Here is a 23431-nt window from a genome sequence, read left to right on the forward strand (position 1 = left end):
TCAAACTAAGTTGCTTAGTAGCATTATGATACTAAACGAGTAGGGATAGTAATTTATGAAAAAAAGACGCATAATTTTAATCATTATTGCTCTAAATCTATTTAGCTTTCATCCACTTACAGCTTATGCTGGAACTGTTGAAACCCCTAGCGAAATTTTACCCAACTTTGATTTACTTACTGAGCAGCAAAGAGCAGAAGGTTTTGAACGCCTTGAATTAGAAAGCCTGTTAACTGCCACGACCCTCACTACTGAACGTCAACAACAAGCTGCTGATTACTTCAAAGCTAAAGAAGATGACAAAGCTCGGGCTGCTTTAGATAGTAATATACTTACTCAAGAGCAACACCAGCTACTAATTCAAATCACTAAACAACCTGAACTACAAATCCGCTTAGCTCAAAATGCAGATGAGTTTTTCTTATTAGCCCAGTTAACTGCAATTGATTATAAACTAGGTGATGATCGAATTAACAAAGCTAATAGTTATTTTGCACAAGCGTTGAAATCAGGACGAAATCCAGAGCATTTAGAGGCTTATGCACTGTTTTCACAAAAAAACCAATTACTCGAGCAAGCTGAACAACTTTATACAGAAGCCTTAAGTCAACGCAAAAAAAACACCCATCAAATCAAGGACAAATATTTTTTAATTCGATCACTCAATGAATTAGGCACGATTAAAAAAGACCGCAAGCAATTAGATGCAGCTTTTAGTTTATATACAGAAGCACTCGCTCTCAACCAAAGTCTGCTTGCTGAAGACTCTGAAGCTGTCATAGGCATTTCAGTAGTGCTGAGTAGCTTGTCTGAATTAGCCATATTGGATAGTAAACGTAATGTTGAAGTTGCCAAGCTTTATGCAGAAACTATTACTCGTTTACGCCCCTTAGCCAAAAACTCCCCCACTGAATATTTACCAATATTAGCCCAATTAGAAAATACACTAGCGGGGTTACTCAATACGATGCAACCCACTACTAAACAACTACAAGAAATAGAGCAAAACTACACTGAAGCATTAAGTAGTTATCGTCAATTAGCTGAAACAGATGCAAATAGCCATCTCCCAAGCGTGGCCATGGTATTAAATAATTTAGCGGGATTTTTGTTAGAGAAAAGCGCTAGTACACGCCGCCCTGAGATTGAAAAATACTTAGCTGAATCTCTGAAAATTAGCCAGCAAACCAGCACTACCCATCCCGATCCTTATCTAAGAACAGTTTATCAAGCAGATGTGATAAGAACACTAGAACTATTAGGGCGTGCACATCTGACATGGAAAGAATCAGGCAAAGCGCAAACTTATCTACAAGAAGCATTACAGATAGCGGGTGATAAACCAGAATATCAATATCAGGTAAGCAGTATTAAACAGACTTTAAATACAGCTCAGTAATTAAGGCTTGCTTTAACTCATAGCATCCTTTGAAAATATGCGTACTATTTAAAGTAATTTTTCCAGAGACCCTAGCTGTATGATTTTCAGTAATGAAAAAGCTTTCAGAGGACTATTAGGCAACCCCACTGCCAATCGGTGGGGTTTACATATTGCACGGATCCTACTCAGCGACCTCATACTTTTTCTCAGACGCGCCCCGTTGAGTTGGCTAGCGTTTAAACACTACCGAGCTTTCGCTAAAAACGGGATCGTCATTATTGAAAATTTTGCTGATGCAAATGCACTACCTGCCATCTACCAAGAAGTACAAACCGCCCTGAATACGCAAGCCATTACACCTGACTCAGGCGTAGTGGGTTTTGGGCAAAAGCATTTGCATGCACATGGCTTTGATCGTTATGACGGCAGTAGCTTAAATCGACTGGTGGAAATAGATCAGTATCCACAGTTAAAGGCTTTATTTAGCTCTAGCAAGATGCATAAGCTAACGCTAGCTCTGTTTGGAATGCTAAATAGAAAACAATATTATGTGTATGAATTAAAGCATGGTGATCATGCAAAAAATCATGATAAACAAAAAGATACGCATAAAGACACTTTTCACTCGACCTATAAACTTTGGTATTTCGTTGAAGACGTGACCCTAGAGGCTGGCCCCTTTGAATACGCTTATCAAAGTAACCGTTCAACTTGGAAACGAATCAAATGGGAATATCAAATGAGTTGTGCAGCAAGTCGGGCACAAGGTCACCCTAATCGCGGAGGAGCCTTTCGCATCTCTCAGCAAGACTTAGCACAAATTGCCCAACCGCTTACTAAAGTGCTGGTTAAAGCTAACTCACTCGTGATTGCAGATACGCGCGGGTTTCATCGCCGAGGTGAGGCACCAAGCGGTAGTAGCCGGATTAGTGTTTATGCGAACTTTCGCCCCCTAGCTTTTCTACCTTTTTTACACTAAATAAAAAGCCCTGTCTCTTGATTGAGGATGCAGGGCTTTTGTCTCACTAAATCGTTAACACTTAACTCTTATTCGCCTTAGGCTCACGCTCCCAGAAGCGTAATTTGCCACAAGCTTGAATAAAGGCTTTGGCATCGTCTGCTTTAGTAAGTTTAATACAGCCTTCGTCTAAATCGCCGTCGATACTGACTGCTTTAAAGAGTGGCATGGCATCGTCGTTATAAGCGATGAATTTGCAGTGAGCGAAAGCATCAGCGACGAAATCTTTGCTCGAGCCATCGGCCTTCAGTAAATCAGCACCCGCTTTCGATGGAATCACTGCGACTGCATCAAATACTACTGAGGGACCTCCGCCAATTTTTTCATCGACTGGATGGAGTTTACCGTCACTCAATTTCACACCAGAAATTTTTGGCGCAATGATGGCACAAGCAGCACCTGCGGCTTCGGCTGCGTCCTTTAAGCCTTTGACTAAACTCGCATCTGAGCCTTCAGTGACGAACATACCCAGTTTACGGCCTTTGAAGGAATTTGGGCCATTTTTGATAATGCTAAGAGCACTGGACTCCGGCATATCATGCGGAGTAACAGCAGCTTTTGCGGCTGCCGGGAGCTTTTCTAAACCTAAACCATCCGCAACCTTTTGCGCTAAGCCTTTGTCAACATTAATTAAATGACTCACTACGCGCTCACGAATATCAGCACGCTTTACTTTACTCAGCTCAAACACTAAAGCATGAACAATATGGGTTTGCTCAGTAGGGGTTTGACTGGTAAAGAATAGGCGGGCTTGGCTGTAGTGGTCGGCAAAGCTTTCGGGGCGAATACGGATTTTTGTGCCTTCAGTGGTTGAGCTAGCTGATTGGAAACCTGTTTCAGGATTTTCACGCGGTCCACCCCAACTATTTGGCTCATAATTCACGCGACCTTGTGGTTGACGTAGTGGAATAAAGCCATCCTGTGCAAAATTATGAATCGGGCAACGTGGTGCATTAATGGGCAAATTATTGAAGTTGGCACTGCCTAAACGATGCTGCTGGGTATCGAAATAGGAGAAAGTACGCCCTTGCAATAACGGATCTTCGCTAAAGTCAATCCCGGGAATAATATTCTGTGGGCTGAAAGCCACTACTTCAGTTTCCGCAAAGGCATTATCCATCAATTTATCTAGCACTAAACGTCCTACAATTTTCACTGGCACCAGTTCTTCAGGCACAATTTTAGTTGGGTCAAGTACATCAAAATCGAAGTTGGCCGCCTGCTCCTCAGTGAAGATTTGCATGCCCATCTCCCACTCAATCACCTCACCTTTTTGCAAGGTTTCGATGATGTCGCGCCGATGGAAATCGGGGTCAGCCCCATTAATTTTCACTGCCTCATTCCACAGTACCGACTGCAAACCAAGTTTGGGTTTGAAGTGGAATTTGACGAACTGTGCTTCACCTTTGGCATTCACCAAGCGAAAAGTGTGTACCCCAAAACCTTCAATAAAGCGTAAGGAACGCGGAATGGTTCGATCCGACATAATCCATATCAGCATATGAGTGGATTCGGGGGTTAAGGAGACGAAATCCCAGAAATTATCATGTGCGGATTGCGCTTGTGGAATTTCAGTATCTGGCTCCGGTTTGACCGCGTGCACGAGGTCAGGGAATTTGATCGCATCTTGAATGAAGAACACTGGAATATTGTTGCCCACAATATCCCAGTTGCCTTCTTCGGTATAAAACTTGACCGAAAAACCACGTACATCCCGCGCTAAATCGGGTGAACCCTTGCTCCCCGCAACAGTAGAAATTCGCATGAATACAGGCGTTTTTTTGCCTTTGCTGTTAAACGGTACGGCACGGGTATATGCAGTTAAATCTTCAGTTGCCTCAAAATAACCATGTGCTGAATAGCCACGCGCATGCACCAAACGTTCTGGAATACGCTCACGGTCAAAGCGCGCGAGTTTGTCACGTAAAATAAAATCTTCCAGTAAAGTAGGGCCCCGTTTGCCAGCAGTCAGGCTATTTTGGTTGTCCGCAATGGGAGTACCCACATCAGTGGTCAAGGTCGGGCTATTAGCGCCTGCTTGCTGATGAGTTTCACCACCATGACCAGCGTTTGTTTTTGGCTTATAGGGATCTTGCATGTTTGACTCCTAAGTTGATGTTGCTCTCAAAGGGTTTGAAGCAAGTTTTAGCATAGGACGCTTACTGGGAAAATGCCAAGTGGGTTAGGTAGAGTAGGGTTATTGGATGATTCTATCTAATCTGATTTGTAAGTCATAAGGGTGGATAAACCTAGTGGCCTAGGGTGGGCGCGCATAGGGCAAACCAAACACCTAATCCATTTCTGGTGTACTTAAAGGATATGTGGCGGATTGATCCATACATCTTGATTGCCATGTTTTTGCACTAAAGCACAGGCATTGCTCGGATTGGTTTCGAGGTGCAAAACGCGATTAGCGTGTGCGTATAGCACTTTATCTTTGCTGACTTTTTCAAACGACAGCAGGCGCACGACCGTTAATCGTGATAATTATTTCATGCCCGCCAATCTGCTTCACTAACCCAGTGATTAGTGCTTGAAGTAGCATCCCAATAAATACTAGCCCACCGATGGATACTGTCGAGCAGGAATTAAGTGCGCTATGCATGGGTTTGTGTGAGGGAACTGTGGCATTACTGATGTAGCGAATCCCCCAGTGCTGATTTAGCAGAAGCCATTCGCCGCTTGCCGGATGTTCACCATCTGCTGTTTGTCTGTAATACTCGTACATCATCATATCCATATCAAAGTGACGATAGTGTAGGCGAGCCAGTGCAAAACAGAAGTAAATGAACCCTAATATCAAAATAAGTGCAAAAATAGGATGATTGTTCTGATATTTCCAAGCAAGTCCAGCCACTACAGCAATACCGAACCATAAAATGGGCATTACACCCAAAAGTACACTAATTATTCTCGCACTATATGAATTAAATAATGCAAGGAGAGGAATATGTATTAGGATAAATATGATTAGCACTACAGTAACGATATTTATTTCCCATAAAGAAAACTCCCTAATTGTATCAGAAACAAGAAGCCAAGCGGTTATTGGAAGCCACGTCGTCGTAGCCAAAAGAAATAGAACAAATATCCTATTAGGAGCTTTCCAGCCCCTAGGATCGACCTTCATCCTGAAAATTGATCCTGAACTATATAGCATATCTATGTCCCATAAGTGTTTAGTTGGTTAACTCGTGGAGGTAGCCTTTAAATTGGTCTTTCCATGTAACCCACTATCAATGACCGCTTACATAATTATTACTCTTTCGGGGTAAGCTTCCTAGTAAACAAATACTCTTCTGCAATTTCTTTGGTCATCTTTTTGTCGCCATTGAAGTATCCATTTTTATCTTTTCCAATGGTAAATTCAGCAGGGTGATCTTTTAGGGGGCTGGCTTCAGTGGTAAAAGTGCTACTATCTGCACCTATTACTTCATAGCCTCGCCAATAAACTTTTCCTCCTATACGTAGATAGGGACCTCCGAGAAGCTCATAGTTTTTAATTGAGCCAGCAATGAAGAATCTTTGCGAAAAAGAATAATTTTCTTGTCTTGATTGGTAAATATACTCGGGATAAATATATACATATTTATCATCTTTTAAGTATGCGTAAGTATCACCATCACGCAATTCCTGATTTCCGTTATTAATTTTTATCTTATCTTCTTCAAAATTAATGATAAAATCCAGTTGACTAAGGTTTATAACACTGGAGACGCTAGTGGGTTTCTCTTGGTTGTCATATACCTTGTCAATACATAAGTTGGTACGAGGGGTCTGATTATGCAATGTTTTTTCAAGGTTAATGCATATACCACCATTGATCATTTCTCTTACCAGATTTGGGTTCTTAGGTACGGCAGAACTTACGTTGTATGTATTATACCCCCATAACAGGGCAAACAATGTAATGCCAACTAATGCTGCGTAGACTACTTTCTTTTGATTTTCCATAATCTTGTCACTGTATTTGAATAAAGATCAGGATTAAATCCAGCATTCATGTATTGATTGAGAAATGTCCAGCTTGTTTGTTTTGTAATTCCTTCTTGAATGCTGGTCAAACTACCGGATGATGAAGTTTGACCATGTTGATCGTATATTTTATACATTGGATCACAAGGATCAGAGTTGTTGATAACTAGTATTAGCGTATGAAAATCATCTGATACTGACATATAATAAACGTGATAACCAATACTACCCTTTATTCCCGTACTAAAGTAATTAAACAACTTGTTGTTTTCTGATGGCAGCTTTATAGCCAGATATTTATTGCTCTGGTAATCAGAAAGACTTTTGGTGGCTAATAGGATTGAATGATCTATTTCATAGTCATTGAACAAGTAATCTGATGATGTAAAATCAGAAATTCTGAAGTATTCTCCTCTGTCTTTGGCTCCCTTTCCACTAAATCCTATATTGTTAAGCCCGTTATGATTTTCGTCTACACTGTAAAAATGATAAATATCATTTAGCAGCTTTGATAACATTCGCTCAGCAGAGGCCATGCAATAGTTCCCTGAGTATTCAGGAAATTCCACGGGTTTCTTGTTTACCTGCAATGATATTGAATTATTTTCTTTTTCTAGGCTTTCTATTTCTTGTGTTGTAAAAACATCCTTCTCAATAACAACACAATTTAATTTTCCTGAAATAACTTCTTTGTTTGAGAAAAAAGCATCATCTGGATTATCTTTTGATTTTATATCAATGGTAAAGACATCACCCCATGATAAGGAATGATTTATGGATATGCTAAAAATATCCGCATATGAGGTGAGATATGTTTGTGGTGTTATAGCTACTTTAGGATTTGAGCAAATAAACTCCACAATACCATTTTGGTCACTAAACCAATTTTCCGTATAACCCTCTAACACAGATATAGTAAGTTTCGATGGATTATCTTTATTCACGACAATTATAGGTATAACATACTGTCGTTTATCTTCATCAAAGCTATCGCCAAGATTGATAGCTTGCTTTTCGTCAGCAAGACAGGTCTTAGTGGAAGAGAAGACATTATCAGTTGACGCATTTTCATCTATTTTAATAATTGGTGTAAAAGATGTTCTTCTAACTAGGATTTCTGTAGCTATTTCACTAGTAGTTTTGCAATTTACAGTACATGACTCACTCATAAATTATCTCCATGTGCTTTTCACTTTGTGATGATTTTCAGTTTCGGATTTTCAAAACGTAAACTATAGTCACCCAACGGTATATCTTTCACTGAAATGCTGCCATCAGCCCCCGTTGTGCCGGAATAGCTCTTGGTTGGATCAGCATTCAGTGTCAGGCGGTATTGTTCCCCTGCAATCGGCTGCTGGGTATCAATGTCCATAACAACTACGTTGATAGTACCTGTTGTTGGCAGTGCTGCTGTCACCCCAAACGTCGCCACCCCGCCTTGTGATGTCTTCGTCGTACTGCCGTCTGCCTGACGGTATAAAGTCACTTTCACCGTGTGGCTGTTGCCGGGAGCAAGCGTATCGGTCTTGATGGTGTAGGTGGCTGCCTGCCCTGCCGGATTGCCAGAATTGAGTGGTGCTGTCCAGTAATACGTCAGTTTTGCCCCTTGTTGCTGTTGGGCAAGGTAGGTGGGGTCAATGGAGAATGTGATGGTCTTACCTTGTGGGACACTGGTTTCGCTGACCCGCAAATACATCCCCAATGCGCCACTGGCTGTCAGGGGTTTGGGTAATACGGGTGCTGGTGGTGGTTCTTGCACTGTTGGTGGCGTGGGTGCTGCTGCTTTCGCCGTCACGTTGAACATGGCACTGCCAGCAATAGCGGTGCGTTGGGTTGTCCCAGCCGGGGTTACGTAAAGCGTTGCCTTGACGCTGTACTCACCCACGGCAAGCCCCGTGGTGTCGAGCGTGAAGGTGGCAGTGCTGGCAGTCTTACCGTTTGCCGACCAGTACCAAGCGAGTTTGTCTCCGGATGCTGAGTGCAAACTGGCATCTGCTGAGAAAGTAATGCTGTCGCCTTGCTGGACTGTCAGCGGTTGGGCAAGGATTTTAAGTGTGCCATAGTTTTTGGGCAGGACGGTTGCGGTGGGGGTTGTGGTTGTCCCACCAGTTGTTCCGGTAGTCCCGGACGTTGCCCCTTGCTGGAGTGTTGGGTCTGGCAATGGGTTGGCAACGGTATCCGTCAATTGTGTTGCATCCAGCAAATACTTGAGGGTTGCCTGCCTACGTTTTTCCATGTCTTGCGCGGTCAGGCTGGGAAGGTCGGTGCGCACCATCCCATTCAATGCCACCAGTTTCCTGAGATTGCCGTGTTTGAGTGCAAGCTGTTTGGCAACAAACACCTTGACCGGGGTTTCGGGGAAGTTGGAGATGCTGACGTGATCGTAGGTGCTGCTGTTGACCGCGTTTGTCAGTGCCTTTTGCAGGGTTGGCAGTACTTGGGTGTGGCGTTCGTCAGTCTGGATGTTGGCGATGTCCAGCAGGTAGCCCTGCATCTTGCGGATACCGTTGGTGTATTCGGCAATCCGGTCTTCCAGCCATGCCTTTAGTTGGGTGTAATATTTTCCGCCGTCAAGGGTGCGGTATTGCCCGAAGGTCAGGTTGCTGAACTCGTCACGGAAGGCGTAGTAGCGGAAGTTTTCCAGCCCGAAACTGTTCCAGCGGTAGTTTTCCGGCATATCGGAACGTGCGTCAATCAGTTCGGCTTGGGTTTTGCCTGCTACCCCGACCAAAGGATTATTGCCCAATACAGGGTTACTGTATTGCAACACTGGGTTGCTGCCACCTTCGTTGGCAAAACTGAGAATCCAAGCCACACCTTCCTCGGCTTGGTTGCCACCAATGCGGGTCGGATAGAGGCGGATGGCTGGAGTCTTACCAGCAACGGCTTGCAAGGTGTTGCCGGAGATTTCCCCGCTCAGGAAGCCGTTGATGGTGATAGCATGCTCACCTGTAGTTTGTATAGTGTTGTTGAGGACTTCCAGGTTAGAAAACAGCCCATCACTGCTGAATATTCCCTGCAAGGGGCCACCCGGGGCTTTGACTGTGCAAGCCTCAACGGTGACATTTTCAAGGATGGCAGCAGACATCTGGTCACACAGTATCCAGTCTTGCTCCTGCTCAAACCCATCCTTCAACATTTTGACATTGCGGGTTTTGTCGGTCATTTTTGGTGGGATTAGTTGGATACCAACTTCATGTAGGATCAAAGATGATTCGTCAAATTATACTTTCAATTTCTTTAATAATGACTAGTGTTTGTTTTGCCTTTGTAGCTGATGCTTTCAAACCTGTTGAAGCTAGAGAAGCAGTAACTCCCACTAAAGCACAAAAAATACCTCAAGCTGAATTTGCTAAACTAGCCAAACATACCTTAATTGTGCCTTTAGCTGAGGGGAATGCACGAGCGGTAGGAGGAGAACTTAAACCAGAAACTTCTTTACCCCTAAAAATAACTGCCTTACCAAAAAATATTATTTCAATAATACCTGCTGCCCAACGAGTATGTCAGTTAGTAGGTTTGATGGTTGAAACTGATAATCGAATTGAAACTCGTGAATGGTTAGTCATGTCAGAAAAAAAATGCCTGACAAAACTACCCAATGGGTGGCGGTTTTTTTGGGTAGTACAACAAGGTGTTGATGGTAAAACTCGTTTATTGCTCAGTGATAAGGCTGACTCTATAAAACTGAATGAATGGACTACAGAAACCAAGGCGGATAGTCCAACTCAACGCGCAATTAGTGTTATTCGTGCGGGGCGTACTTGTGCAAATTGCGGTTCAATCCATTGTGAAGGTAGTTGGGTAAATAAACGGGGCGCCTATCAACGCCCTAGCCAGTTTTTAGTTGAGCACACAGTCTATGATCCCATGTCAGGTTTGGAGCAATCTTTGGATGTATCCGCTAAATGCCCATTAGATTAACCCTAGGTTTTATTAGAAGGCTGGTACTTGGTAGCAGGTTTTCCCTTGTTGCCAAGACCTGCTCGCGGCGGCAACCCCGTATGCTGCGTCAACACAGTCCCCTTCTTCGGCTGATTCCCCTGCGTCTTCTTTCCAGCATTTACATTTTGAGTCTGAGTCACCTTAGGCTTACCCCCTGCCTTTTGCTCAGTGCGTTTCTGATGCGCTTTATCGCTATTTTTGCGGCGGTGCGCTTCATAAACCAAATCTTCCTCGCCTTTTTTATAGTGCGGAATCAGTTGATTGTCGCCGTCGCCAATCAATTCTTGCCGCCCCATATCGGCAATCGCTTTGCGCAAAAGTGGCCAGTTTTTTGGGTCGTGCCAGCGTAGGAAGGCTTTATGTAGTTTGCGTTGTTCGGGTGATTTCGCGGTTTGGACTTTTTCGCTTTTGTAAGTGACTTGGTGCAGGGGGTTTTTCTCGCTGTAGTACATAGTGGTCGCGGAGGCCATCGGCGACGGGTAAAAGGCTTGCACTTGATCAGCGCGGAATCCATTTTTCTTCAGCCACAGTGCTAGATTGAGCATGTCTTCATCCGATGTGCCGGGGTGGGCGGCAATAAAATACGGGATTAAATACTGCTCTTTGCCTGCTTCTTTGGTGTATTTCTCGAACAGGCGTTTGAATTCGTCATACGCACCAATCCCCGGTTTCATCATTTTGGACAGCGGTGAGTCTTCGGTGTGTTCCGGCGCGATTTTCAAATAGCCACCAACATGGTGGGTGACTAATTCTTTAATATATTCAGGGTCTTTTACCGCCAAGTCATAGCGCAAACCGGAGCCAATCAAGACTTTTTTAATTCCAGGTAGGCTACGGGTTTCGCGGTATAAGGCTTTCAATTCAGCGTGGTCGGTATTGAGATTTTGACAAATCCCCGGATATACGCAACTTGGTTTGCGGCAGGAGGCTTCGATTTTCGGGTCTTTGCAGGCGAGGCGATACATATTGGCAGTGGGGCCGCCTAAATCAGAAATCACACCGGTGAACCCTGGTACTTTATCGCGGATTTCTTCCACTTCGCGCACGATGGATTCACGCGAACGGTTTTGAATAATCCGCCCTTCATGCTCGGTAATCGAACAGAAGGTACAGCCGCCAAAGCAGCCGCGCATAATATTCACCGAGAAACGAATCATCTCATAGGCGGGAATTTTCGCGCCTTGATAGACGGGATGCGGCTGGCGTGCGTAAGGTAAACCAAACACATAATCCATTTCCGGCGTGCTTAAAGGAAAGGGTGGCGGATTAATCCATACATCTTGATTGCCGTGTTTTTGCACTAAAGCGCGGGCATTACCCGGATTGGTTTCAAGGTGCAACACACGATTGGCATGCGCATATAACACTTTGTCTTTACTGACTTTTTCAAACGAAGGTAAGCGCACCACCGTTTTAGCACGCTCTAAACGTGCACGCGGATGGAAAGTAAGTTTATGCTCGTCGGGGCGTTTACTGCGCGGGTCTTCGTATTCAAACCACTGCACATTGCGCCTCTCAATCTCGCACTCATCCATCTCGGTTGTGTTGAGATAAGGATTGATAATGCGGTCAATTTTGCCTGGCTGATCCACGCGGGTAGAGTCAATTTCCATCCAAGCTTCGGGCGAACCACGGCGAATAAAGGCCGTACCGCGCACATCGGTCATCTCGACAATTTTTTCACCTGCTGCCAAGCGATGCGCCACCTCAATCACTGCACGCTCGGCATTACCGTAGAGCAATAAATCAGCCGAGGCATCTACCAAAATTGAGCGGCGCACTTGCTCCTGCCAATAATCAAAATGCGCAATCCGGCGCAAGGACGCTTCAATTCCGCCCAACACAATCGGCACATCCGCGTAGGCTTCTTTGCAGCGCTGTGAATAAACCAAAGACGCACGGTCAGGGCGCTTGCCACCCACATTATTTGGCGTGTAGGCATCGTCAGAGCGAATCTTGCGGTCAGCCGTGTAGCGGTTAATCATCGAGTCCATATTGCCTGCCGCAATCCCAAAAAACAGGTTCGGCTTGCCCAAAGCCATAAACGCGTCTTTCGACTGCCAAGCAGGTTGCGCAATAATCCCCACACGAAAGCCTTGCGCTTCCAACACTCGCCCAATCACCGCCATGCCAAAGGACGGATGATCCACATAGGCATCGCCCGTAACAATAATAATGTCGCAGGAATCCCAACCGAGCTTGTCCATTTCCGCGCGCGACATCGGCAAAAACGGCGCTGTACCAAAGCATTCAGCCCAGTATTTGTCGTAGTCGAACAAAGGTTTAACGGTATTTGAGGTATTGGGAGTTTGAGCTAAGGCGAACATGGTACTGATACTGACTGAAAAGGTGGGGTATTGTAACGCAGTTTGTGCTGGGTGTGTGGATTGCTTAATTTAACTAGGGAGTAACATTAATACTGAGCAAATAAACTGTCATTTCCATTACCTTTCTGCAGATGCGTCACTGTTCCGCAATAAAAACCAAAGCCCAACGCTAGCAGCTATTAAACTGACCACTACACTGGCTGAAAAGACTGGTAATAACGCTGATTTAAGCAGGATAGGCGCGGTAAGCTCTTCTGAAAGACCATTAAAGCTTGCTATAGCGCCCACCAGACCAGCGCCGACCGCGTTAGCAATGGTTTGTATAACCGGTACTTGGGAAGCCGCAAGATCCTGTTCTTTGTCGTTAGCTGATTTTACGATTTTTTGCGTGATAAAAGCCCAGCAAGCGCCTAAAGCAGAGCCAATCATAAATAGGCCAATGACTATAGCCAAAAGCCAATCAAAATAAACCCCTGCAAAAAGCAGCGTAAAGCCTAAAAATTGGCTCAATGTCCCCAAGAATATCAAGAAAGACTTTAATTTTTCCGCTGTAATATTCCCTGTCATGATGGCTGTAAAAGACCACGAGAAGCTTATGATGGTGGAGATATACCCCGCCACGGTTATGGAGACTCCATAAAAAACTTGGGTATATAAAGGTATGAAAATATAAGCACTTGCCATAGGAAGGGTGATCAGAAATAGGCTCCAAAAACCAAGCCCAAGCGTTGAGCTAAACCAAAATATCTGTGATGGAAATAGCTTGTTTTCTTGCTTGTGATCAAGCTTAAAACAAAGAAAAAATAAGATAAAAGCGCAGAGAATCAACCAACCAGCGATCCATACTGACTTTACGCTGCTTGTCAGTCCAATCAGTAGAATGGCTGCCCCAATCAGGGTTAGCCTGAGCAAAGGAGCTTTAGTTGCAGTCTCACTATGGTTAAATTTTTTATTAGGAATAGACTGTCGCAGCAGCAGAATGTAAAGCAGGGCAAAGGCAATATTAACGGAAAATGCAAGGCGCCAAGAAAGCAGTTCGGTCAGTGTTCCAGAAAATACAGGTCCGACGGCCGCCGAAAAAGCATAAACAAAAGCAAATAAGCCGAATAATTTAGGCGTCGCTTCGCCGGAAAAGAGATCTTGAGCCACGCCATAGGAAAGCGACAAGATCAAGCCTTCTCCAATCCCCTGCAAGGCACGTCCTAGCAGAACCGTTTCCATATTAGGGGCAATCGATACCATCAACGATCCAAGAGCAAAGATCATGGCAAAGAGAAGTAGGGCAGTTCTTGCGCCAATCTGCCTTTTTATGTAGCCAGCATAGGAGCCAAACACAACCGAGGTCGCTAGGTAAATCAAGCTTATCCAACTGATAAGTTGGACCTTACCTAACTCACTCACCATGGTGGGTGCAATGGTAGAGACCATATACCAATTCAAGGCGTGCAAACCAACCCCTAAACACAGGGTCCAGACCGCTAAGCCTTGTTGGCCAAATAAAAAACTTAAATAGCCCTCTTGCTTTTCTACGGTCTGCACTTTTTATTAGCTCTCTGGCTTATTAACCTCTAACTTCCAAACATTCAGCGAATTCAGGCTACCACGGCACTCCGGCATGCTGAAATAACTGCTTAACACAAAGCTTTGGCCATTCCATACCCACTCGGCAGTACCACCACAATCACCCATCTCACTTTTACGATAATAGTTAAGCAAGATCCCTTCGCTGGCACTATAGCCATTAAACTCACCATTAACCTTGGCGTTCTCAACACCTTGGTCGAACTTAGCCAGCTCCGCCTGCTCAGGTTTATCTTTGGGGGCAACTAACACTAAGGTCTGACGATTTAGCTCGTCAGCCGCACAGGTAATCCCAAAAAGATAATGATCCTTATCCAGAAGCTCAATCACATCTTCATAGGGTTCTTCTTTATTTGCCGTGGCTAGACAATCCTTAACTACAGCTAGCGCATGAACCTGCTTTTGCAGCTTAATACGCTCCTCATCAGAAATCAGCTCCTCATCGTTCGACACGACGGGTGTGATACTGGCCAGCTGTGGAGGAGTTGCAGTAAAAGGTTTTTCACCTTTTTTCACTAAAGCCGTAGGCGTATCCACCCTTTGCTGTTGCTCATCGAAATATTGTAAGGCTTCATTAAAACCTTGCAGATTGAACTGCAGCTTTTCATCATCTAAGTTGAGTTCAGCTTGAGTGCCTTTTTGTAGCGCGGTCAAAATCTCAGCCGTTTGCTGCCTAGGTACCTGAAACGAGGTGTTATTCGCAGCTTCTGCACTGACTTTACCTAGATCAAAATTTTGTTGATCAACCTTCAAACGGATACTTTGCCCTTCTTCTAAAATCCCTCCTTCTTCATCCCAGTCAGTGATATTTAATACCAGTGCACTATCCGCTGCAGCTTTGCGGCTAGCATTTAAATAAACCAGACTTGAATCATCCTCTGCATTTGCATCCGCCTTAGAGGCTTGTGCCGATTGTGGGGGTAAGGAATTAACAAAACATTCGCGCTGATTATTACAGGCCACTGCCCAATCATTAAAATACTTAACTTGTTGATCTAAAGCCGAGAAATCTGCAACACTGGCTTGGCTTAAAACTGCTAAAACTACAGAATATAAATAGTTAATTTTCATTTTCAATTATCCAACTGTTCGCTACAGAAATAGATTGTATATACACTATTGATACTCATTAAGGTAAGTTACTTGCCCAAGTCCAAGTAAGATTCATCCCGCAATCAACTAGTCCGTGCTCTTTATCTACATTACATAACAGGCTTTCGGTATTATTATACAACGAATAAACCTAAGCTAATGACACTGATGAAATCATCGCCTACAACCTTACTTATTGTTTTACTAACTTTAGGGATCAGCCTGAGTGGGATCAGCTACTGGTGGCTAAAACAAACTTATACATATCCAGAGGCTCAACAAGTAGCCCACCAGTTTTTTACTCATCTACGCGCCCAAGAATACGAACAAGCGTTTGCTTTAAGTGCCAAACCAAATCTGATGGCTAAATCCCCACAGGAGCTAGCCGAACTAGCACAAAGAGAATGTTTAGATGATCAAAACTTTGCTTGGAGTGCACCACCACAAACCCAAGGTAATCGCTTGCGCCGTTGGATAAATGGGCAAGCTTTAGATATGGACAAAGTAAGCTTAGAGTTTGAAAACTCTTGCTTACTAGGTGTACAACTTAGTAAAACCTCTCAAGGTCAATGGCGTGTTTTATATTTTGGAGCTCACGCTGGTTAAGCTGAGTTTATGAAGACTCTATTCCCAGCCAAACTGATTAAATCTAGCTCTCTTCGCCTTCAACTGCTAACTTCCAAACACTGAGAAAGTTAAAAACTCCGCGACACTCTGGCATGGCATAATAACTACTTAATTTAAATTCATTACCTGTCCACACCCAATCACTAGAGCTACCGCAATCACCCAAAGTATTGCTACGGTAAGAGCTAAATAACTGACCAAAGGTGCTGTCATAACCATTCATTTCACCTACAATTAGCGCTTTCTCTTTTAAATGATCAAACTTAGCAAATTGGGCAGCTTCAGGTTTGCCTTTGGGTGCAACTATAACCACATCTACCTTATTTTTCTAAAGATATTTATTCAGTTTTAGGCGATGCTAAATTCAAGCGCCACGTATTAAGAAAGTTCAAATTACCACGACAATCCGCCATATCGTTAGAGCTTACCAACACAAACTCCTCACCTGTCCAAGCCCAAGCCCCAACAGAACCACAGTCACCAAGCCCACGCCCCTTAGAACTATAATTTAGGAGTCCAGTACGGTTGTCATACTCTGCGTATCCAACCACTGTAGAATCATCAGCACCTTGATCAAATTTAGCCAATTTGGTTTGCTTAAGATCGTTTTTAGGAGCAACTAAAAATAAAGTATTAAAATTATAAGCCCCACCACCGCAGTTCAAGCTGATTAGATAATGTTGATTATCGAGAACATCGACTGTATCAAGCTCCTCTCTATTTGTAGCCTTCTCTTCATTACAGGTTTTGAGTGCAGTTAGATTAAGCTTACGAGTTGTGTCCAGAATTTCACTATACTTGCTATCCGTAACTTGGGTTTCAGCACTGGGAATCTTTGGTGTAACCGTAGGGACGTCTGGGCGGATAGTAGTAAATGTTTTAGTGCCTTTTTTAAAGAGCGCAGTAGATGTATCTAACCGCTGCTGTTGCTCATCCATATACAATAAGACCGCTGATAAACCACTCAGGCTAATATCATTCATAATATTGCCAACTAACACCGATAAGCTTGGTGATTTTTGCGCGGCTGCCAACATTACAGTAGCTTGCTCATGAGTAAGCTCTACTTTCAAATCAGCAACTTGCTGTTTCGTCAACTTTCCTAAATCAAAAGTTTGCTCATCAATACTTATACTAATATCCTCACCAACTAGTTTTTCGTTCCATTCATCCTCACTAGTATTTAAAAAACCTAATTTAATTAAGCTATCAACCGCTGCTCCACGTTCTAAAGTTAAAACCAAATCACCACCGACTGGGGTTGGATCAGATGCAACCTCACTAGGTGCTACAAACGAAGTAGCGCTACACTCACGTAGATTATTACAAGCAACTGCCCAATCCTTGAAGTCTTTAACAGGATAATCAGTAGCTTTATCAGCGCCATAGCTTAAAGGGACACCTAAACTTAATACACCCAGCAAAATAAATTTACTCTTCATTTTCAAAGCACCTTATTTTTATAAAAATAACTCAGCTTTATTAGTCTAATTCAGCCAGAACTACAAACCGACGCTGCTCAATGGCTTTAAGCTAGTTAATCACCTACACTAAGTTAACGACTAAAACGCTATTAAGCTTATGACTATCTATTCGATTTTCAGCGCACGCCAAAAACAATCCTTGCATCAAGTCCCCATTTTAAGCCCTACCCTGATTGTAGTCCGACAGGGCGAAAAGCGAATGTATAACGGAGAGGAGCAGCTGATTTTAAGCACGAACCAAGCTGCCATTTTGCCAGCAGGGATTACGCCCTTTATGGAAAATATTCCTTCTCAAGGGCAGTATCTGGCTGATTTATTTGTGCCTCCACGCAGGTGGTTAGTGCGCTTTCAGGAACAATATGGACAGCTGCTAGCAGGCCTACCGAATCAATATCCTAGCTTTAAACTGGACACAGTAATTGAACAAGCTTTACTCCCGTGTAAGGCTCAAACACCTAAGGATGATCCTTGGCAAACTGCCCATATAGAAATAGCGTGGTCACAAGTTCTATTAGAGTTAATACGCTTAAAGGTAGCTGCACCTTTCTTCATAGCCTCGAATCAACCCTTAGGCGATCATCTACGTGATTTAATCAGCCTTGCTCCTAGTCAAGATTGGCAAGCAGAAAAACTAGCCCTGCAATTAGGCATGAGCTCTGCGACTTTGCGCCGCCGCTTACAAGCTGAAAACACTAGTTTCAGCGGCCTTTTACAAGAGGTACGCATGGCGCGCGCTTTAGGCTTAGTGATCACCACCCAACAAACCATTAGTGAGATTGCAGCGCAATGTGGTTATGAGTCACTGGCTAGTTTTAGCCAAGCCTTCAAACGTCACTTTGAAACCAGTCCTAGTGAATTACGCGCCACTTTGTGAGCGATTTGGATAAATCCTTGAGCAGTTCAAACTAACGCTAGAATTGCAAGCTTCTGCATACTAAACCTAGCATTCAATCAAGGAGATTTTAAATGCGGCTTAGTTTAATAGCTTTATTCACCTACATCTTGGCTAATAACTGTATGGCAGAAAGTTTCACGCTTACTAGCCCTAACTTCAAAACTGACCAGCCTATGTCTAAAGAACAAGAATTCAATGGCTTTGGTTGCTCAGGTGGCAATCACTCGCCTGCTTTAGCATGGTCAGGTATTCCTGATGGCACTAAAAGCTTGGCACTCACTGTTTATGATCCTGATGCACCCACCGGTAGTGGCTGGTGGCATTGGTTGGTATTTAATATACCCGCAGACACAAAAAGCTTAATAGCTAATATTAATGCTGACGGTAAGGGTTTACCTACTGGTGCAATACAAAGTCGAACTGATTTTGGTGAGGCTGGCTTTGGGGGCGCTTGCCCACCTCAAGGAGATAAGCCACATCATTATCAATTCACCCTCTATGCACTTAAAACCAATAAGTTAGAGCTAACTGCTGATGCTATGCCGGCAATGGTTGGTTATATGCTGAATACAAATAGCTTAGGTAAGGCAACATTGGTCACTACTTATCAACGTTAACGAGTCTCAAATAAGAGACTAAACCATTCTTGGAAGAAAAACTCAGACTACCAAACCTAACCACAAATTTTTGTGGTTAGGTTTTCTTATGAAAAGGGCGTATAAAAAATTGACTAAAGATTATACGTAGATAAAAATCCATGCGCTTTTTATGAGCAGAAAAATCAAGACAGCATGGATTTCATAACACCATCTTTCAGTTTGAAGTGGTGATATAAAGCTGCTACAGCATGAAAACCAGCCAACCAAATAATCACATCGCCCAAAAACTTATGTACTTCGCCCCAATCCGCAAGACCTGCAATGGAAGAACCCGCAAGCATCGGCCATTCATTGATACGAAACCCACCCAATAAGGTCAAAGGATGACCTTCACTGCCTAGAGCTAATATGGCAGTAATCGGTAACAGCAATAACAAAGCCCACAAGATTAAATGCACCAGTTTAGAGAACGCAGTCATCCATGCTGGCATTGGAAAGCGTGGAGCAGCGGGACGCATAGCAACCCAGATTAAGCGTAGTAAAGTAAGCACAAAGACTACTACACCGAGTGTTTCATGCCACACAATATCGCTGCGCGTAGCAGGATCGATACCTTCATGCATCAAGCGCCCAAAGCCTTCTGGCCCCAAAATGAAGGCGATCAGCACCACCAGCGCCGTCAACCAATGGAAAGCTTTACTTAAACGATCATACTGACCAGAACTAGTTTGACTCATTGATGACTCTCATAAAAAAATACATAACAGTCTAAGATAGCAGAGTTTTTAATAGCCTGCTTTGTAAGACTGCTCTATAACTAGTTTTGCATTGGTCTTCCTAGATTTATTCTTTTGTTGTCTGTATAAACCGAAAATCCCCCCTTCCGAACCCAGCCCACCAGCGTCAATCCCGCCTCCTCTGCATGCCTCAAGGCCAAGGAAGTGGGTGCTGAAACCGCTGCAATCAATTCAATCCCCGCAAAGGCAGCTTTATAAATCAATTCATGGCTGGCACGGCTGGTTAATAATAAAAATCCTGCATCCGGCGAAAAGCCACGTTTAAATAAAGCCCCCAAGAGCTTATCCAAGGCATTATGTCGCCCTACATCTTCGCGCAGGGCTTGGATATTGCCCTCAACATCCACCCAAGCCGCCGCATGCACGCCACCGGTAGTTTGGTGCAAAGTCTGCCAGTCGGGGAGTTGGTTTAAGGCGCGCTCAAAGGCTTGGGGATCGAGTTTCAGGGTATTGCTAAGTTTCGGAATCGGGCGAATCGCTTGTTGCAGGGTTTCTTGCCCGCATAAGCCGCAGCCCGTGCGCCCTGCCATTTGACGGCGTGAGGCTTTGAAACCTTGGAAAGCATCGGGGGTAATGTCGATATACAATTCTAAGCCTAAATCGGACACCAAAACCTCCATTGCACGGAAGTGTTTAGCATCGTCAATTAAGCCTTCAGTGAGACTAAACCCGAGGGCAAAATCCTCTAAATCGGCGGGAGTGCCTAGCATCACCGCATGGGCAACCCCGTTATAGATTAAGGCCAGAGGTACTTCTTCCGCGATTTGGTCAGAGTGCTCACGCCATTCGCCGTGCTGGAAGCGTTGCGCCACGACCGCTTGAGTCGTGGTTAAACTTGCGGTGTCGAATTCCGACTTAAACTTCATGGCAATAAGGCTTGTTGTTCCGCCTCCATCTGCGCAAATTCCTGCTGCCACACGCTTGCATCTTCGCAGCGCGACACTTGCACTGCCGTCACCTTATATTCAGGACAATTAGTCGCCCAATCAGAATTATCCGTGGTGACCACATTCGCGCCCGATTCAGGGAAGTGGAAGGTGGTATACACCACGCCCGGCTGTACGCGATTGGAGATTTCCACCCGCATCCGCGTTTCACCCGCACGACTGGCGATCAGCACCCAATCCCCCTCATTAATACCCCGATCTTCTGCATCCTGCATATGCATTTCGAGCTTATCTTCTGAGTGCCACACTACATTCTGAGTACGGCGGGTTTGCGCCCCTACGTTGTACTGACTCAAAATCCGCCCCGTAGTCAAAATCAACGGGAAGCGAGCCGTGATTTTCTCAGTCGTTGGCACATATTCAGTGAGAATAAACTGCCCCAAACCACGAGTGAAAGTCTCAGTGTGCATGATCTTATACCCTTGCGGATGTTCGTCATTACACGGCCATTGTAAGCTACCAAATTGATCCAGTTTCTCGTAACTGACCCCTGTGAAACTCGGGGTAAGTGCAGCTATCTCTGCCATGATTTCCGAAGGATGGCTGTAATTCATCGGCACACCTAAGGCATTTGCCAGCATGACTGTGCCTTCCCAATCGGCTTTGCCACCGAGCGGTTCCATCACTTTACGAATGCGTGAAATGCGCCGCTCGGCATTGGTGAAAGTGCCATCTTTTTCCAAGAAGGACGCACCGGGCAAAAATACATGCGCATACTTGGCGGTTTCATTGAAGAAAATATCTTGAATCACCAAGCATTCCAGATTTTCCAGCGCGGCTTGAATGTGCTTCGTATTCGGGTCGGATTGGGCGATATCCTCGCCTTGGATATACATCCCCTTAAACGTACCCGCCACCGCCGCATTCATCATATTCGGAATACGATAACCGGGTTCAGGATCAAGCTCCACATTCCAATAAGCCGCAAATTGATTACGCACCGCATCAATGCTCACGTGGCGATAGCCAGGCAACTCATGCGGGAAAGAACCCATATCACAAGAACCTTGCACATTATTCTGTCCACGCAGTGGATTTACACCCACACCCGCACGCCCAATATTGCCGGTCAACATGGCAAGGTTAGCAATCCCCATGACTGTGGTAGAACCTTGGCTATGTTCAGTCACTCCTAAACCATAGTAAATCGCCCCATTCGGCGCAGACGCATATAAACGCGCTGCACCGCGAATATCCTCTGCGGGTACACCGGTAATCTCCGCAACCGTTTCAGGGCTATTTTCAGGGCGCAAAATAAACTCACGCCATTGGGCAAAGGCAGGCTGTTCGCAGCGATTGCGCACAAAATCCTCATCCAGCAAACCTTCCGTAACCACCACATGCGCCAATGCATTAATCATGGCCACATTGGTACCAGGTTTAAGTGGTAAGTGATAAGCCGCATCGATATGCGGGGCGCGTACAATCTCAATTTCACGCGGATCAATCACGATGAGTTTGGCACCTTGCCGCAAACGCTTCTTGAGAAGCGAGCCAAACACCGGATGCCCTTCGGTCGGATTCGCACCCATCACAATAATCACATCGGCGTGCATGACTGATTCAAAGTCTTGCGTTCCTGCTGACTCGCCCAAAGTTTGTTTTAAGCCATAACCGGTTGGTGAGTGGCAAACCCGTGCACAAGTATCGACATTATTATTGCCAAATGCAGTACGCACTAGCTTTTGCACCAGCCACGTTTCTTCATTCGAGCAGCGTGAAGAAGTAATCCCACCGACTGACTTGCGTCCGTAGTTAGCTTGAATGCGCTTAAATTCGCTGGCCGCATAATTCACCGCTTCATCCCAACTCACTTCCTGCCAAGCGTCATGAATCGATTTACGAATCATCGGTTTGGTCACGCGATCAGGATGGGTTGCATAGCCCCATGCAAAGCGCCCTTTCACACAAGCATGTCCGGCGTTCGCACCACCATTTTTATCCGGCACCATGCGCACTACTTGCTGACCTTTGACCTCGGCATTGAAGGAGCAACCAACTCCGCAATAAGCGCAAGTCGTGGTTACAGAACGCTCAGCCTGCCCCATTTGAATCAAAGTTTTTTCGCTTAAAGTCGCGGTTGGACAAGCATTCACGCACGCACCACAGGATACGCATTCTGAGCCTAAGAAATTTTCATTCGCGCCTGCCACCACTTTGGAATCGAAGCCGCGCCCGCCAATGGTTAGGGCAAACGTACCTTGCACTTCTTCACAAGCACGCACGCAACGCGAGCAGACAATGCACTTGCTAGGCTCGAAGGTGAAATAGGGGTTGGATTCGTCTTTCGGTTCAGCATGTTGAGCATCAAAATGATTCTCGCCCGCCATGCCATAACGCACTTCACGTAAGCCCACCACACCTGCCATATCCTGCAATTCACAGTTGCCGTTCGCAGTGCAAGTGAGGCAATCGAGCGGATGATCGGAGATATATAACTCCATCACGCCTTTGCGAATATCGGCGAGTTTTTGCGATTGGGTAACGATTTTCATACCCGCTTCCACCGGCGTGGTGCAAGAGGCGGGATAACCGCGTCGCCCTTCGACTTGCACTAAGCACAGCCGACACGAACCAAAGGAATTGAGCTGTTCCGTAGCACAGAGTTTGGGGATTTTGATCCCTGCCTCGGCGGCTGCGCGAATAATGGTAGTGCCGGCGGGGGCGCTCACGCTTTGACCGTCAATCGTAAAGCTTACGCGCTCAGTGGAGGTACTCGCAGGCGTACCCAAATCAAGACTGGATTGGCAATTGCAAGACATA

Annotated in this window: 20 protein-coding genes; 6 read left to right on the top strand and 14 right to left on the bottom strand. The window is 44.8% G+C overall.

Annotated features, from left to right (window positions below; translation table 11 throughout):
* The first annotated feature begins 55 nt into the window (after nucleotides 1-55).
* Nucleotides 56-1399: a hypothetical protein gene (locus tag Q0230_RS06765; RefSeq protein WP_298609094.1), complete on the top strand. Its 1344-nt coding sequence runs from the start codon at nucleotides 56-58 to the stop codon at nucleotides 1397-1399.
* 202 nt (nucleotides 1400-1601) lie between these two features.
* A complete protein-coding gene (locus Q0230_RS06770; RefSeq protein ID WP_298609095.1) occupies nucleotides 1602-2360 on the top strand; it encodes a phytanoyl-CoA dioxygenase family protein in 759 nt (252 codons plus the stop codon).
* 61 nt (nucleotides 2361-2421) lie between these two features.
* Here the strand turns inward: Q0230_RS06770 and Q0230_RS06775 are convergent, their stop codons facing one another.
* The 6 genes from Q0230_RS06775 to Q0230_RS06800 form a co-directional block, all read right to left on the bottom strand.
* Entirely contained in the window at nucleotides 2422-4497 is a 2076-nt protein-coding gene (locus Q0230_RS06775; RefSeq protein ID WP_298609096.1) for a catalase, read from the bottom strand.
* 212 nt (nucleotides 4498-4709) lie between these two features.
* Nucleotides 4710-4868, bottom strand: coding sequence for a hypothetical protein (locus tag Q0230_RS06780; protein ID WP_298609097.1), 159 nt, complete (start codon nucleotides 4866-4868; stop codon nucleotides 4710-4712).
* Nucleotides 4849-5529 (bottom strand): hypothetical protein, encoded by a 681-nt coding sequence (locus Q0230_RS06785; RefSeq protein ID WP_298609098.1) that lies wholly within the window; start codon nucleotides 5527-5529, stop codon nucleotides 4849-4851. Before Q0230_RS06785 ends, Q0230_RS06780 begins: the two co-directional genes overlap by 20 nt.
* A gap of 128 nt (nucleotides 5530-5657) precedes the next feature.
* Nucleotides 5658-6353 (bottom strand): DKNYY domain-containing protein, encoded by a 696-nt coding sequence (locus Q0230_RS06790; RefSeq protein WP_298609099.1) that lies wholly within the window; start codon nucleotides 6351-6353, stop codon nucleotides 5658-5660.
* Nucleotides 6332-7543, bottom strand: a complete 1212-nt coding sequence (locus Q0230_RS06795; RefSeq protein ID WP_298609100.1) for a hypothetical protein — start codon at nucleotides 7541-7543, stop codon at nucleotides 6332-6334. Before Q0230_RS06795 ends, Q0230_RS06790 begins: the two co-directional genes overlap by 22 nt.
* Before the next feature lie 20 nt (nucleotides 7544-7563).
* Nucleotides 7564-9582 (bottom strand): hypothetical protein, encoded by a 2019-nt coding sequence (locus Q0230_RS06800; protein WP_298609101.1) that lies wholly within the window; start codon nucleotides 9580-9582, stop codon nucleotides 7564-7566.
* 2 nt (nucleotides 9583-9584) lie between these two features.
* Here Q0230_RS06800 and Q0230_RS06805 point away from each other — a divergent pair, with 2 nt between their 5' ends.
* On the top strand, nucleotides 9585-10298 hold the full coding sequence (locus tag Q0230_RS06805) for a hypothetical protein (RefSeq protein ID WP_298609102.1): 714 nt from the start codon (nucleotides 9585-9587) through the stop codon (nucleotides 10296-10298).
* A 2-nt stretch (nucleotides 10299-10300) separates the two neighbouring features.
* Here Q0230_RS06805 and Q0230_RS06810 read toward each other — a convergent pair whose 3' ends face one another.
* The 3 genes from Q0230_RS06810 to Q0230_RS06820 all read right to left on the bottom strand — a co-directional run bounded on the left by Q0230_RS06810 (nucleotide 10301) and on the right by Q0230_RS06820 (nucleotide 15298).
* Entirely contained in the window at nucleotides 10301-12646 is a 2346-nt protein-coding gene (locus Q0230_RS06810) for a YgiQ family radical SAM protein (RefSeq protein WP_298609103.1), read from the bottom strand.
* Nucleotides 12647-12763: 117 nt separating this feature from the next.
* Complete coding sequence (locus Q0230_RS06815) at nucleotides 12764-14185, bottom strand: MFS transporter (protein WP_298609104.1); 1422 nt, start codon at nucleotides 14183-14185, stop codon at nucleotides 12764-12766.
* 6 nt (nucleotides 14186-14191) lie between these two features.
* Complete coding sequence (locus Q0230_RS06820; RefSeq protein ID WP_298609105.1) at nucleotides 14192-15298, bottom strand: DUF1176 domain-containing protein; 1107 nt, start codon at nucleotides 15296-15298, stop codon at nucleotides 14192-14194.
* A 189-nt stretch (nucleotides 15299-15487) separates the two neighbouring features.
* On the opposite strand from Q0230_RS06820, the gene Q0230_RS06825 reads away from it, so the two are divergent.
* Nucleotides 15488-15925 (top strand): hypothetical protein, encoded by a 438-nt coding sequence (locus Q0230_RS06825; RefSeq protein ID WP_298609106.1) that lies wholly within the window; start codon nucleotides 15488-15490, stop codon nucleotides 15923-15925.
* A gap of 43 nt (nucleotides 15926-15968) precedes the next feature.
* Here Q0230_RS06825 and Q0230_RS06830 read toward each other — a convergent pair whose 3' ends face one another.
* Nucleotides 15969-16259 (bottom strand): DUF1176 domain-containing protein, encoded by a 291-nt coding sequence (locus tag Q0230_RS06830; RefSeq protein ID WP_298609107.1) that lies wholly within the window; start codon nucleotides 16257-16259, stop codon nucleotides 15969-15971.
* 25 nt (nucleotides 16260-16284) lie between these two features.
* Nucleotides 16285-17388 (bottom strand): DUF1176 domain-containing protein, encoded by a 1104-nt coding sequence (locus Q0230_RS06835; RefSeq protein WP_298609108.1) that lies wholly within the window; start codon nucleotides 17386-17388, stop codon nucleotides 16285-16287.
* 139 nt (nucleotides 17389-17527) lie between these two features.
* On the opposite strand from Q0230_RS06835, the gene Q0230_RS06840 reads away from it, so the two are divergent.
* On the top strand, nucleotides 17528-18304 hold the full coding sequence (locus Q0230_RS06840; protein ID WP_298609109.1) for an AraC family transcriptional regulator: 777 nt from the start codon (nucleotides 17528-17530) through the stop codon (nucleotides 18302-18304).
* 92 nt (nucleotides 18305-18396) lie between these two features.
* The gene (locus Q0230_RS06845; protein ID WP_298609110.1) at nucleotides 18397-18942 is read left to right on the top strand and encodes a YbhB/YbcL family Raf kinase inhibitor-like protein; all 546 of its coding nucleotides are present in this window, start codon (nucleotides 18397-18399) and stop codon (nucleotides 18940-18942) included.
* 164 nt (nucleotides 18943-19106) lie between these two features.
* On the opposite strand, the gene Q0230_RS06850 is transcribed toward Q0230_RS06845, so the two are convergent.
* The 3 genes from Q0230_RS06850 to fdhF form a co-directional block, all read right to left on the bottom strand.
* Entirely contained in the window at nucleotides 19107-19661 is a 555-nt protein-coding gene (locus Q0230_RS06850) for a cytochrome b/b6 domain-containing protein (protein WP_298609111.1), read from the bottom strand.
* Nucleotides 19662-19741: 80 nt separating this feature from the next.
* Nucleotides 19742-20587 (bottom strand): formate dehydrogenase accessory sulfurtransferase FdhD, encoded by an 846-nt coding sequence (gene fdhD, locus Q0230_RS06855; RefSeq protein WP_298609112.1) that lies wholly within the window; start codon nucleotides 20585-20587, stop codon nucleotides 19742-19744.
* Nucleotides 20584-23430 (bottom strand): formate dehydrogenase subunit alpha, encoded by a 2847-nt coding sequence (fdhF, locus tag Q0230_RS06860; RefSeq protein WP_298609113.1) that lies wholly within the window; start codon nucleotides 23428-23430, stop codon nucleotides 20584-20586. Before fdhF ends, fdhD begins: the two co-directional genes overlap by 4 nt.
* Nucleotide 23431: the final 1 nt, after the last annotated feature.

This window comes from uncultured Thiothrix sp. (assembly GCF_937876535.1).
In the GTDB taxonomy this organism is placed as follows: Bacteria; Pseudomonadota; Gammaproteobacteria; order Thiotrichales; family Thiotrichaceae; genus Thiolinea.

Excerpts from the sequence above, each read along its gene's own strand:
- fdhF (WP_298609113.1), bottom strand. The coding sequence starts at position 23,430 with ATGTCTTGCAATTGCCAATCCAGTCTTGATTTGGGTACGCCTGCGAGT.
- Q0230_RS06805 (WP_298609102.1), top strand. The coding sequence starts at position 9,585 with ATGATTCGTCAAATTATACTTTCAATTTCTTTAATAATGACTAGTGTT.
- fdhD (WP_298609112.1), bottom strand. The coding sequence starts at position 20,587 with ATGAAGTTTAAGTCGGAATTCGACACCGCAAGTTTAACCACGACTCAA.
- Q0230_RS06795 (WP_298609100.1), bottom strand. The coding sequence starts at position 7,543 with ATGAGTGAGTCATGTACTGTAAATTGCAAAACTACTAGTGAAATAGCT.
- Q0230_RS06820 (WP_298609105.1), bottom strand. The coding sequence starts at position 15,298 with ATGAAAATTAACTATTTATATTCTGTAGTTTTAGCAGTTTTAAGCCAA.
- Q0230_RS06810 (WP_298609103.1), bottom strand. The coding sequence starts at position 12,646 with ATGTTCGCCTTAGCTCAAACTCCCAATACCTCAAATACCGTTAAACCT.
- Q0230_RS06825 (WP_298609106.1), top strand. The coding sequence starts at position 15,488 with ATGAAATCATCGCCTACAACCTTACTTATTGTTTTACTAACTTTAGGG.
- Q0230_RS06785 (WP_298609098.1), bottom strand. The coding sequence starts at position 5,529 with ATGAAGGTCGATCCTAGGGGCTGGAAAGCTCCTAATAGGATATTTGTT.
- Q0230_RS06790 (WP_298609099.1), bottom strand. The coding sequence starts at position 6,353 with ATGGAAAATCAAAAGAAAGTAGTCTACGCAGCATTAGTTGGCATTACA.
- Q0230_RS06840 (WP_298609109.1), top strand. The coding sequence starts at position 17,528 with ATGACTATCTATTCGATTTTCAGCGCACGCCAAAAACAATCCTTGCAT.
- Q0230_RS06775 (WP_298609096.1), bottom strand. The coding sequence starts at position 4,497 with ATGCAAGATCCCTATAAGCCAAAAACAAACGCTGGTCATGGTGGTGAA.
- Q0230_RS06850 (WP_298609111.1), bottom strand. The coding sequence starts at position 19,661 with ATGAGTCAAACTAGTTCTGGTCAGTATGATCGTTTAAGTAAAGCTTTC.
- Q0230_RS06845 (WP_298609110.1), top strand. The coding sequence starts at position 18,397 with ATGCGGCTTAGTTTAATAGCTTTATTCACCTACATCTTGGCTAATAAC.
- Q0230_RS06765 (WP_298609094.1), top strand. The coding sequence starts at position 56 with ATGAAAAAAAGACGCATAATTTTAATCATTATTGCTCTAAATCTATTT.
- Q0230_RS06835 (WP_298609108.1), bottom strand. The coding sequence starts at position 17,388 with ATGAAGAGTAAATTTATTTTGCTGGGTGTATTAAGTTTAGGTGTCCCT.